Genomic DNA, 12,395 nt, shown 5'->3' with positions numbered 1-12,395 from the left:
GATGACTGCCCCACCTATCGAGCTTGACCTTGACCTGTTGCTACTGGGCGCCACCGTCGTGACGATGGACCCGGCCCAACCGCTGTTGCACGACGCGGCCATCGGCATACGCGGTAACCGTCTCACCTTTGTCGGCCGCGCCCAGGATCTGCCGGTGCAGACACGCACGCGGTCCACGCGCCGGCTTGCCGGACGCGTCATCGTACCCGGCTACGTGAACGTCCATACCCACGCCATTCTGACGATGGTGCGCGGCGTCGCCGAAGACCTAGGCTTTGCGCCCGCCTACACGCCAGGGATTCCACACGGCCATGACGTGCGCCCAGACGAAGCTATCGCGCTGGCGCGTCTCGGCGCGCTCGAAGCGATGCTGTTCGGCTCGACGCTGATCAACGACAGCTACGTCCACGCCGATCTGACCATGGGGGCCATGGCCGACCTCGGCCTGCGGGTGTATTCATGTGGCCGCCTGCACGACGTCGATTTCTCCGGCGTCGCGGACGGGCGCTGGGAATACCACGCCGCAACCGGCGAGCGCACGCTCAACGACGCGCTGGCGCTCGCTGGCCGCTGGCATCGCAAGCGCAACGGGCGCACCGGAGTCCAACTCGCCGTACATGCGCCCGACACCTGCTCCGACGACTTTCTGTGTCTGATTGCCGACGCAGCACGCACACATGATCTGGGCGTGACGACTCATCTCGCGCAAAGCCGTACCGAAGTTAGTGTAGTGAAGCAGCGTTCTGGTAAAAGCCCCGCGCAGTTGCTTGACGAGGTCGGACTGCTCAACGAAAGGCTCGTGGCGGCGCACTGCCTGTATCTGGACGACGACGACATCGCACGCGTCGGACGGGCCGGCATCACGGTGGCGCACATCCCCAAGGGCAACGCAACGGGCGGCACGATGGCGCCCACGCCGCGTCTGCGCACCGCCGGCGCGCGCATTGCATTGGGCACCGACAACATGCACGCCGATATGACCGAGGTGATGCGCTGGGCGCTGGCCATCGCGCGCATCCAGTTGGGCGAAGTCGCTGCGGACTGGCAACCCGCCGATGCGCTCACCATGGCGACGCACAACGGCGCGCAGGCCATGGGACTCGGCGACGAACTCGGCTGCCTCAAGACAGGCTGGCTCGCCGACCTCGCCATATTCGATTTCCAGCGCGCGCATCTGATTCCGCATCCCAGTCCGTTGGGCACGCTAGTACACACGGGACTTGGGCGCGATGTCGAGATGGTCATCGTGGACGGGGAGATTGTGGTCGACGGCGGCGCCCCCACCCGTTGCGACGCCGACGCGGTCATCGCTGCTGGAAAGCACGCCGCCACGCAACTATGGAAAAGGGCTAGCGCATGAGCACCCCGCACAGTATCGATTCGCAGTCGAGGCACGACTCAGCCGGCACCGGGACCTTCGTCCCTTCAACTACGCAAGCGCGTGCCTCGCAAACCGGTGCCGCCGTGCAGATGCGCGGCATCCAGCATCGTTTCGGCACCGTACCGGTTATCGAAGACGTCGCGCTCGACATTGCCGCAGGCGAACTGGTTGCGTTGCTCGGTCCGTCGGGCTGCGGCAAAAGCACGCTGTTGCGGATTCTCGCCGGCCTGCAGATGCAGTCCGAGGGTGAAGTGCATATTGGCGGACAACGCGTGGACGGCCTCGCGCCACGCCAACGCGGCGTGGGCATCGTCTTCCAGAACTACGCGCTGTTTCCACACATGACGGTCGCCGCCAACGTCGCCTACGGTCTCGAAGCCAACGGCGTCGCGCGTCGTGATGCCGCTCACAAGGCGCTGCAGATGCTCGAAATGGTGCGCATGGAAGCATTCGCGAAGCGCTATCCGCGTGAGTTGTCGGGCGGTCAGCAACAACGCGTGGCACTGGCCCGCACGCTCGCCGTCGAGCCGCGCATCCTGCTGCTGGACGAGCCTTTTGCGGCGCTCGACAAAAACCTGCGGCTCGATATGCAGATCGAAATCCGCCGTCTGCAGCGCGAGTTGAATATCACGACCGTGATGGTGACGCACGATCAGGAAGAGGCAATGAGCATGGCCGACCGGGTCGCAGTGCTCAATCGAGGGCGGCTCGAACAATACGACTCGGCGGTCGCGATCTACGATCAGCCCGCAACCCCCTTCGTCGCCACCTTCGTCGGCACGGCGAATCTGCTGCCGGTCACCTTGCGCGTGCACGGCAGCCAGTGCCTGGCAAACTTCGACGATGGCGCCGTGCTGGCCGTCGCTCAGCCCGGCCCGTGGCGCGATGCCGGTGCGGCGCTGCTGGCGGTTCGCCCCGAGCAATGGGCGTGGCAGTTGCCCCAACCGGGCGCCAGCGCGCGTCAGCTGCTGGCTACAGTGCAACTGGCGATGCCGATCGGTCCCACGCTGGTAGTCGATCTGCAGACCGATGCCGGACAGACCGTGAAGATTTCCGTGCCGCGCGCCGAGGGTGCCGACTTGCGCCCGGGCTTGCGCGTTGCGCTCGATTTCAAGTCGGGTGCGCGAGTGCGCACGTTCAAGGCGGCGCAACCCAGTAACGCAGGTGTTTAGCGCATGGTCACAATCGTCCTGGTCTAACGCGCCGCCCGCTTCGTTATCGCCGGTTCATCCTGTTCAACTATCCATCCAGAGGTCCTATGTCGCTGATCGATCACCAACGTCGCAAGCTCCTGCAACTGATGGGAGCAGCGGGGGCTGTCGGCCTGTCGCTCGGCAGCCCGCTTGCCATGGCTGCGTCCGAATCCCTCGCCGCCACCACGTTTCCCGGTGCGTGGGAAGAGTCGCAACGCAAGATCCTGTTGCCCGCGTTTCGCAAGGCTGCGGGCGTGAGCGCCGTGCTCACCGCATCGCAAGCGGTCGACACACTGACAAAGCTGGTGGCCGCGCGCAATAACCCGCCGTTCGACGTGGTCATGATGGACGAGGGCCCCTACCTGCAGGGCATCACGCAAGGCGTGTTCGAACCCATTCCGGCAGCCCGGGTGCCGAACCTGGCGAATCTGCCCGCGCACTTCATCGACCCGAAGGGTCTGGGCGCCTATGTGTCCGCGCAGGTCTATGGGATAGCGTACAACACGGAGCGCGTGAAGACCACGCCGAAATCCTGGAATGATCTGCTCAAGCCGGAATTCAAGGGCCGCGTCGGCCTCGTGAGTCTCGACTCCACCTTGGGCACGGTATGGATGGTGGCGCTCGCCAAGATGCTGGGCGGCGACGAAGATCACATGGACCCGGCGTTCGATTACATCAAGCGGCTGATGCCGAACGTCGGCGCGGTTGCCGCCAATCCGGGCGCACTCGGCACGCTGTTCCAGCAAGGTCAGGTGGATATTGCCTGCCACTACATCAACAACGTGGAATCGTTGAAGGCCAAGGGCGTGCCGGTGGCGCTCGCGCGCCCCGAAAGCAACTGGGGCATGGTGCGCAGCACGATGAATATCGTGAAGAACACCCAGGCGGCGAATCTCGCCGCGGCGTATATCAACACCGCGTTGAGCATCGAAGTGCAGCAGCAGATGACGAGCGCGCCCTACTACGTCGCGCCGACCAACACGAAGGTGCCGTTCGGCGCAGCGCTCGCCGCTGTCGCTCATAACGCCAATGACATGACGTCGTTCGTGCAGGTCGACTGGGCACGCATCAATCCGCGCCGCGCTGAATATATCGACCGTTTCAACCGTCTGATCAAGGTCTGACGCATCATGAACGCGAATCACCGGATGCCGCGCGACTGGCTGCTCGTGCTGCCACTGGGCCTGTTCTTCATCGCGTTTGTGGGCGTGCCGCTCTTGCTCGTCGCGCTGATCAGCCTGCACAACGACACAGCCATGACGCATTTCGGCATTCGCCAATACATGGTTTTCTTTGGCGACGGATATAACCGCGGCATCCTCTGGCAAACGCTCTGGCTTGGTGTGGCGACCACGCTGGTGACGATCGTGCTCGGCTATCCGGTTGCGCATCTGTACGTGGTGAGCCCGCCGCGCTGGCGGCGTGTGCTGATCGTGCTGATCCTGCTGCCGCTTCTGACCAGTTCGGTGGTGCGCACGTTTGCGTGGGTCGTGATTCTCGGCAATGAAGGGCTGGTCAACGCGCTGCTGGTGGCGCTCGGGCACACGGGCCAACCGGTCAAGCTCCTGTACACGCCGCTGGCGGTGATCCTCTCGCTTGCGCAGATCGAATTGCCGTTGATGGTGTTGCCGCTCGTCACCACGCTCAGTTCGCTCGACATGCGCTTGCCCGAGGCGTCGCATGCGCTGGGCGCCAGCAGCTGGCGTACCTGGTGGAAGATCACAGTGCCGCTTGCGATGCCGGGTTTGCTCAGCGGAACCTTGCTGGTGTTTACCGGCGCAGTCAGCGCGTTCGTGGTTCAAACCCTGGTGGGCGGCGGCCAGCTGATGTACATGCCGTTCTACATCTACGAACAGGCCATCCAGACGCAGAACTATCCGTTTGCGGCGACGCTTGCCGTGATTCTGCTGGTGAGCGTGCTGCTCGTGGTGACCTTGCTCAACTATTTCGGCCGCAAGACTAGAGGGTTTGTCCATGGCTAAATCCACGCTTGCCGCGCCGGGCGTTATGCCGGCGCGCCGCACCCAGCCAGGTCGCCAGTCGTTCAATGCAGTGATGGGCTTGATGGGCGGCATCGGGCTGTTGATGCTGATCGGGCCCACGCTGATCGTACTGGTGACGTCGCTCACATCGGGCTACTCGTTGAAGTTTCCGCCGCCGGGACTGTCATTGCGCTGGTATCAGGCGCTGATCTTCGATTCGCCGGAGATCATCGACGATTTGCTGTTGAGCCTGAAGCTGGCTGCCGCTGCGACCGCCTGCGCGACCGTGCTGGCGGTAGCCGCCGCAGTGACGCTCGCGCGCCGCCGCACGTTCGCTGCGCGACTGCTGGATTCGTTTTTCATGGCGCCGCTGACCATTCCGTCGCTGGCGCTGGGTCTGGGTATCCTGATCCTGTTCAATCTCGAAAGCGCGGGGCTCTCGTTCTACAGTCTGCTCGCCGGACATATCGCGCTGTGCGCACCGTATGTGCTGTACACGACGTCGGCCAGTTATGCGCAGCTCGATCCTGCGCTGCTCGATAGCTCGACATGCCTCGGCGCGGGCGGCTGGTTCACGTTCCGCCGCGTCGTACTGCCGGCGCTGGTACCAGGCATTGCGTCGGGGGCGTTCATTGCGTTCATGAATTCGTTCGATAACGTCGCGCTGTCACTGTTCCTGTCGGACGCGCGATCCGAAGTGCTGCCCATCCACCTGTGGCATATCATCGAGGACAGCCTCGACGTCCGTGCGGCTGCGGCCTCAGGCGTGCTGATTATCGCCACCTTGATTTCCATGCTGCTGATGGAGCGGCTCGCTGGCTTGTCGCGGCAGTTTCGCTAGCCGCCGCAGTCCACCCTTCCTTCGATCTGGTAGAACCCGTGCGCAAGATACTTTCCAACGTCAAGGCATTACAGGGCACCGAACAGCGTTATGAGCCGCGACGCGTCGACGTCGTGATCGAAGGCGAGCGCATCGCCGCTATCGTGCCGGGCGGCAGCGCGACCGACGGCGAACGCATACCGCTTGACGACTGCCTGCTGGTGCCGGGGCTCATCAACGGCCATCAACATTCGCACGAGCATTTTCACAAGGGACGGCTCGAAAACCTGCCGCTCGAGTTGTGGATGCACTACGTGCGCGCGCCGCGCCCCGTGAAGCTGACGCCGCGCCAGGTCTATCTGCGAACGTTGATTGGCGCGCTCGAATCGCTGCGCAGCGGCACAACCACGCTCGTCGACGACGTGAGCCTCGGTCAGGCCATTGACCCCGCCGCTGTCGACGCTATCTTCCAGGCTTACGAGGACTCGGGAATTCGCGCGCTCGTGGGGTTCTCGATGATGGATCGCGCGATCGTCGATAACTTCCCGGAGGTCGACAGCATTTTCCCGCCCGCGCTGCTTTCGCAACTACGTGCGCAGCCGCGGCCCTCTCCCGATGCGTTCTTCGCGCTGCTGGAAAGCGAGTTGGCGCGCCGCCATCCCCAGCATGATCGGGTGGGCATGCTGATTGCCCCTTCCGCACCGCAACGCTGCACGCCAGAATTTCTCAGGCGTTGCCGCAAATTCGCCGACACGCATGATCTGCCGGTCATCATCCACGTTCAGGAAACCCGCTTGCAGGTGGTAACGGCGCAAGCCTTCTACGGCAAGTCCATGGTGATGCGCCTTGCCGAACTGGAATTTCTGCGGCCAGGCACGTCGCTGATCCACGCGGTCTGGTTGTCGGATGCGGAGATCGCGTGTCTGGCTCAATCGGGTGCGAGCGTGCAGCACAATCCATGGAGCAATCTGATGCTCGGCTCGGGCATTCAACCGGTGCGAGCGCTGCTCGATGCGGGCGTCAACGTGAGTCTCGGCTCCGACGGCTGCGCGTCGACGGTCACCGTCAATATGCTCAACGTGCTTGGCAGCGCCGCAGCAGTGTCGAAGATACGCGGCGACGATTATTCGCGCTGGTTGTCCGCAGCTGAAGCGCTGCGTGCGGGGACAATTGGCGGCGCGACAGCGCTCGGACTAGGCAGCCAGCTCGGTGCAATCGAGCCGGGTTATCGCGCCGACCTGGTCGCTTACCGGACTGACACGATCAGCTTCACGCCGTTAACCGATCCGGTGCGGCAACTGGTGTATGCCGAGCGCGGCGCCGCTATCGACAGCGTGTTTGTTGCGGGCGAGGCAGTCATGCGGAACGGACGACTCACGCGCGTCGATGAAGGCGCGCTGCTGCGGGAGATCAACGCCGCTTATCAGGCATTGGGCGCGGAGTTCGACCTCGCGGATGAATCCGTCGCGCCGCTGCGCGCGGAGATGGAGAAGGTCTACGCGCGCGCCCAGGCACTTCAGGCCGAATGGCAACCTCATACAGCGAAACTGGCCGGTTGACGACGACGGACTCCTGCACTAGGCAATCCAGATGCCAGCTGGTGCCGGGCTTGCGACGCGCAGCTTTGCGGGGCCGCATACGTTGACGTACACATTGCGAATTTCGTCCGCCTACAATCGTTCGATGTTATTCGGAGGGCCCGACGGCACACGTGATGTTTGATAAGCCAACACTGAACACTAACGAACGCCCCGCCTATCTCGCGTTGGCCGACGAACTGATTCGCTACGATACGACGAGCAGCCGCTCGAATCTCGGCCTGATCGAAGCGATCCGGGACCGCCTTCGAGCCCATCAGATAGAAACGCTGCTGATCTATGACAGGGCGAGGCAAAAAGCAAATCTGTTCGCGACACTGCCGGCCTTTAACGGGGAAACGAATGGCGGCATCGTGCTGTCCGGGCACACCGATGTCGTTCCCGTAACCGGCCAGAACTGGTCAAGTGATCCCTTCGATCCGACCATCCGCGGCGATCGGCTCTACGGCCGCGGCTCGTGCGACATGAAAGGTTTTATCGCAGTGACGCTCGGCCTGTTGCCCGACATCCAGAAGCGCTGGCTACGCGAGCCTGTTCACTTCGCCTTCTCTTTCGACGAGGAGGTCGGCTGTCTCGGTGCGCCCCTGCTTCTGACTGAACTCGCGGAACGCGGCATCCGGCCGGCAGGCTGCATCGTCGGCGAACCGACCAGCATGCGGCCCGTCGTCGCTCACAAGGGCAACAACGCCTACCGATGCTGCGTGAAGGGCGTGGCCGCCCATTCGTCGCGCACGCCGAGCGGCGTCAACGCGATCGAATACGCCGCGCGCCTGATCTGCCGAATCCGCGATACGGCCGATACCCTGCGCCGCAACGGCCCGTTCGATCGCGCATTCGACGTACCGTTTTCGACGGCACAAACCGGCCTGATCAAGGGCGGCGTCGCAATCAACACGATTCCCGAAGATTGCGAATTCTTCTTCGAATACCGCAATCTGCCCTCCGAAGATCCGGAAAGGTTCTTTGAACAGATCGCCCGCTATGCCCGCGAGGAACTCGAACCACAGATGCGCGAAGTCTCCAATGCCGCGGCGATCTCGTTTGAAAAGGTCGGCACGACGTTGTCGCTCGACAGCGCTGAGCAAGCCGCCATCACGCGACTCGTGCGCACGCTGTGCAATGACTTTGAAACACGCAAGGTGACTTACGGCACCGAAGCCGGCCTGTTCTCGCAAGCGGGAATCCCCACGGTGATTTGTGGCCCGGGCAGCATCGACGATGCGCACAAGGCAGACGAATCCGTCGAACTCTCGCAGCTGGCCGAATGCGACCAGTTTCTGCGGCGCGTACTCGACACGCTCACGGCACCCTGAATCGCATCGGCATCACAGGCCGTGAACGAGGATAGCCTCCAGGTCGTCGTTCTCTTCCTCCGGTCCATGCAGCCGCAAGGTCGCTTCGATATGATCGAGATGTTCGTCCATGAGCTTTTGCGCCAGCTTGACGTTGCCCGCTTCCACTGCGTCGATCAGACGCGCGTGTTCGTCGTGCAGGCACGCCTGCGCAGTCGGCGCGTTGTAGAGCAGGATCGTCAGGCACGTGAGCATCTGCAAGCCACGCATGGTCCGCTCGATGAAGCGGTTACCCGACACCTGCGCGAGCATCACGTGGAATTCACCTGATAGCCGCACCGTGGCACGCCGGTCATCACGCTTACGAGCCTCGTCTTCCTGTGCCACATGCGCGCGCAAACGCGCCAGGTCCTTCTTCGTGGCGCAACGGCACACCTTTTCGATGATCGGCAATTCGATCTGACGCCGCGCCTCGAACAACTCGCGAGCTTCTTCGACCGTCGGGCTCGCAACGAAAGCGCCGCGATTCGGCACGATGGTCACAACAAGCTCGTGCGACAGTTGCTGCAACACCGCGCGCACCGTGGTACGGCTCACACTAAAAATAGCGGCGAGCCGATCCTCGGCGAGCTTCGTGCCGGGCTGCAGCCGATGCTCCGAAATCGCATTCATCAAGCGCTCGTAAATCACGTGGCGATGAGCTCCGTCAAAGGAGCCAGCCACTTCAGTGTCGGCTGTCTTTGCCCTCTTCTTATCAGTCGGCATGAAAGGGTCCTGGTAGTAAGTTGGATCACGATGAGGGCAACGCGCGCGGTTGACTGCGCCGACTGCACACCTCAGTCACAGTGCGAATTATCGCCCATATTGCACACAAGTTATACGGCGAATTGTATTTTCATAACGAAAACAAATCGTCTGCGAAAGCGAATTTGCTTCCCTATAGCGCACCGGAAAGGGGTCCACAACGCGATGCCCATTGAGCGTGCTTAGCGCGACATGACGGTGCAAAATTGCCCTTTAGGCAACATCGCGGTGCATTTTCAGAAGGCTCGTCGGTGCATTATTGTGTACAAACAACCATAATTTTATAAAACAATATGTCCATCATCCTGTAAACAAAGAGATCCATCAAAGTGCACACAACTCGATGCCCGCTGGCACGGTCTTCGCTAAAACGTGGCCAAGCCCTCGCATCCGGCAGCCCATCTGCCGACGCGATTCCCGACGCCCCCGTGAACCCGTCATGCAAAAACTGCTCCTCGCGCACGGCAGTGCGCTTTCTAATCTCGCGTTGTTCGTAGCGGTCGATGCCGGCCTGTTCGAGCGCCATGGCCTGCAGGTCGAAGCACCGCCGCTGGCCCAGTTCGGTTCCACCGCCGCCTTGCTGAGAAGCGGCGAGGCTGACCTTGGCACCACAGGCTTTACACAGCCGCTGGTCGATCATGCCCGGCCCGATCCGCTGCGAATTGTCGGCGGCAGTGGCAAGCTCGGTATGGCGCTTATGGGTCTGCCAGGCCTTTCGATGAGCGATCTGCGTGGCCAGCGCGTGGGGACTTTCGCCGACGATCCAATGGAAGTCCTGTTGCACGATGCGCTGCGGGTACGCGGGATGGCCCCCGTGCAGATCGAACGCGTGCTGTACCCATCGCTCGCCAAGGCGGTCGACGATCTGACCAGCGGCCGCCTCGCGGCGCTGACGTTGATCGAACCGTGGATTTCCCGCCTTCGGATGCGCGGCTTCGAGGTACTTTGCGACGGCTTGCAGGCATGGGGCGGCGACTATCCCGACACATTGCTCGTCGCCCGCAAGAGCTTTCTTGACGCACATCCTGAGATCATCCGCGCGGCCTTGCGCGCGATGCTCGATGCGCAGGAAGCGATCACGAACAATCCCCGCGAAGCCCTGCGCGCCAGCGCGCACCGCTACCCCGAATTCACGTTCGATGAACTGCTGGCCGGCATCGCTGCGCAGCCGCCAATCATCGATATTCGCCCGCTTCGCGAGTGCATTCTCGCGCGTGCCCAGTCGCTGGAAGCACTCGGACGAATGCAGGTTTCTGGCTCGATCGGAGAGATCTTCAGCTTCGACCTGCTGGCACAAACGCTTGCGCAGTCGCCTGCGGAAACTTTCATATCCCCATCTGCCGTTCAACCTCTCTAAGGACCACGCGATGTTCAGGAAATTTGTTCAGCAAGACCCGGATGGTTACCCATTGACCGAACTCGGCAGCACGCGACGCGAATTTCTGATGCGCGGCGCGTGCCTGGCCGGCGCCGCGGCGTTGGGTGGTGCTTATCTTCCACAGGCTATGGCGGCCGGCCCGCTGACCCTCAAGGCGACGCACGGCACGGGTCTGTGCAATTGCCCATTCTTTCTCGTCAAGGAACGCAATCTCGCGCAGGGCGTCACGCTCGACTTCGTGACGACGCCGTCGAACGCCGACATCGCCGCGCTGTTCGGCGCGGGCGTGGTGGATGTGTCCGTCGTTCCGTACACCAACTTCATGACGCTCTACGATGCCGGCGCACCAATCAAGATCGTTGCAGGTTCGGGCGCGCAGGGTTGCGTAATCGTCGCGCAGCCGGGCATCACGTCGGCGGCGCAACTGCGTGGCAAAACCATCGGCACATTCCAGGCAGATACGCTCGAAATGTTGCCCTACGACTACCTGAAGAAAGCCGGAATGAGCTTCGCCGACGTCAAGGTGCGCTACTTCGGTACGTCGCCGGAACTCGCGCAGGCTTTTATCGCCGGGAACGTCGATGCGATGTGCCACATCGAGCCTTACGCAACGCAGGCATTGAAAGCGAGGCCGGGCTCTGTGCAACTCTCGAACGGCGTTGACGTCTACGGCGCGAACTACAGCGACTGCGTTCTTGCCGTGCGCAGCAAGCTGCTACACGAAAACCGCGATGCGGTGAAGGCGCTGATCAAGGCAATGATGGTCGCCCAGCATCAGGAAGAGCTGGACCGTGCTTCGGCTGTCAAGGACACCGTCGGGAAATACTTCAAGACGAGCTATGACGCCACACTCGATGCGGCCTCGAAACAGCCGGCAATGATCGATCAGCGAAGCAACCAGAATTTCATCCTGCAGCGCGCGCAGAACCTCAAGGATCTCCGTTACATCAAGCGGCTGCCCGGCCCCGAAATGTTCGACTGGGGGCCGCTCAATGAGGTGATTAAGGAAAACAGCGATCTCTATGGCCAGCTCAAGCTGAAATCCGCATGAAAGCCGATCCGACGACCCTCTTCGCGCACCGGCGCGTGGTGCGCCCGGCAGCAAGTGGCCGGCCACGCTCCGACCTTGTCCGGCGACTCGTGCCACTTGGTTGGGGCGTCGCCTCGCTGGCGTGCTTCATTGCCGCATGGGAATTGGCGTGGGCCGCAGGTTGGGCAGATCCCCTTCTGTTGCCGCCGCCGCATATCTTCCTGCGCAACTTCGCATCGCAAGCACAGTACTTCATTCCGACTGATGTAATTGGCGAGACTTCGAACGCAACAGCGCTGAAGTCGCTCGCCATGACCATCGTCGCAACAACGTTGCGGGTGTTAAGCGGCCTGGTGCTGGGCTTCGTCTGCAGCGTGGCGATGGGCATCGCGATCCGCTACTTCCGCCTGTTCGGCAACCTCACCCTACCGACTATTACGCTGCTGGCACCCATTTCGCCGATCGCGTGGCTGCCGGTTGCGATCTTCCTGTTCGGAATCGGTAATGCACCCGCTGTATTCATGGTGTTCATTTCGCTTTTTTTCGTCATGACCGTCTCGACGATCAGTCAGATCGACAACGTCAGCCGCACCCATCTCAACGTCGCCGCTGTGATGGGCGCGACACGCGCGCAGACTTTCCGCCACGTGATTCTGCCGGCCATCCTGCCATCGCTCTTCATGGTGCTGCGCATGAACCTGTTCGGCGCATGGATGGTGGTGCTGGTGGCGGAAGCAACTGGCGTCGGCAGCGGGCTCGGCCAGGTTGTCATGCTCGCGCGCAATACCTTCAACTCGAGCCTGTCGTTCTTCACGATGACGCTGATCGGCATCACCGGCTTTGCCTTCGACGTTGCGTTGCGGATCGTCCAGCGCAAAGTGCTGTTCTGGGTTCCGAATAACGGCCTGGGGAAATGA

At 62.2% G+C, this 12,395-nt stretch carries 11 protein-coding genes; 10 read left to right on the top strand and 1 reads right to left on the bottom strand.

What is annotated here, in order from left to right; genetic code table 11:
• Window position 1: 1 nt before the first annotated feature.
• The 7 genes from FSO04_RS30630 to argE all read left to right on the top strand — a co-directional run bounded on the left by FSO04_RS30630 (window position 2) and on the right by argE (window position 8,287).
• Complete coding sequence (locus FSO04_RS30630; RefSeq protein ID WP_233465031.1) at window positions 2–1,360, top strand: amidohydrolase family protein; 1,359 nt, start codon at window positions 2–4, stop codon at window positions 1,358–1,360.
• Entirely contained in the window at window positions 1,357–2,553 is a 1,197-nt protein-coding gene (locus tag FSO04_RS30625; RefSeq protein WP_233465030.1) for an ABC transporter ATP-binding protein, read from the top strand. Before FSO04_RS30630 ends, FSO04_RS30625 begins: the two co-directional genes overlap by 4 nt.
• Window positions 2,554–2,639: 86 nt before the next feature.
• Window positions 2,640–3,698: an ABC transporter substrate-binding protein gene (locus FSO04_RS30620; RefSeq protein ID WP_154565349.1), complete on the top strand. Its 1,059-nt coding sequence runs from the start codon at window positions 2,640–2,642 to the stop codon at window positions 3,696–3,698.
• 6 nt (window positions 3,699–3,704) lie between these two features.
• Window positions 3,705–4,556, top strand: a complete 852-nt coding sequence (locus FSO04_RS30615) for an ABC transporter permease (protein ID WP_233465029.1) — start codon at window positions 3,705–3,707, stop codon at window positions 4,554–4,556.
• The gene (locus FSO04_RS30610) at window positions 4,549–5,397 is read left to right on the top strand and encodes an ABC transporter permease (RefSeq protein ID WP_233465028.1); all 849 of its coding nucleotides are present in this window, start codon (window positions 4,549–4,551) and stop codon (window positions 5,395–5,397) included. Before FSO04_RS30615 ends, FSO04_RS30610 begins: the two co-directional genes overlap by 8 nt.
• 38 nt (window positions 5,398–5,435) lie before the next feature.
• Complete coding sequence (locus FSO04_RS30605; RefSeq protein WP_168435901.1) at window positions 5,436–6,935, top strand: amidohydrolase family protein; 1,500 nt, start codon at window positions 5,436–5,438, stop codon at window positions 6,933–6,935.
• 155 nt (window positions 6,936–7,090) lie between these two features.
• A complete protein-coding gene (argE, locus tag FSO04_RS30600) occupies window positions 7,091–8,287 on the top strand; it encodes an acetylornithine deacetylase (protein WP_154565348.1) in 1,197 nt (398 codons plus the stop codon).
• 12 nt (window positions 8,288–8,299) lie between these two features.
• Here the strand turns inward: argE and FSO04_RS30595 are convergent, their stop codons facing one another.
• Window positions 8,300–9,031 (bottom strand): GntR family transcriptional regulator, encoded by a 732-nt coding sequence (locus FSO04_RS30595; protein ID WP_154565347.1) that lies wholly within the window; start codon window positions 9,029–9,031, stop codon window positions 8,300–8,302.
• 298 nt (window positions 9,032–9,329) lie between these two features.
• On the opposite strand from FSO04_RS30595, the gene FSO04_RS30590 reads away from it, so the two are divergent.
• From FSO04_RS30590 to FSO04_RS30580, 3 genes are read left to right on the top strand one after another with little or no spacing between them, the layout of a single operon-like run.
• Window positions 9,330–10,427, top strand: coding sequence for an ABC transporter substrate-binding protein (locus FSO04_RS30590; protein WP_154565346.1), 1,098 nt, complete (start codon window positions 9,330–9,332; stop codon window positions 10,425–10,427).
• Between the two features lie 10 nt (window positions 10,428–10,437).
• On the top strand, window positions 10,438–11,499 hold the full coding sequence (locus FSO04_RS30585; RefSeq protein ID WP_199203072.1) for an ABC transporter substrate-binding protein: 1,062 nt from the start codon (window positions 10,438–10,440) through the stop codon (window positions 11,497–11,499).
• Window positions 11,496–12,395 carry an ABC transporter permease gene (locus FSO04_RS30580; RefSeq protein ID WP_154565345.1) on the top strand — a complete coding sequence of 300 codons (900 nt, stop codon included), beginning with the start codon at window positions 11,496–11,498 and terminating at the stop codon, window positions 12,393–12,395. Before FSO04_RS30585 ends, FSO04_RS30580 begins: the two co-directional genes overlap by 4 nt.

The organism is Paraburkholderia madseniana (assembly GCF_009690905.1).
In the GTDB taxonomy this organism is placed as follows: Bacteria; Pseudomonadota; Gammaproteobacteria; order Burkholderiales; family Burkholderiaceae; genus Paraburkholderia; species Paraburkholderia madseniana.
The sequence above is the reverse complement of the archived record's forward strand: the minus strand, read 5'-3'. Positions and strand labels throughout refer to the sequence as shown.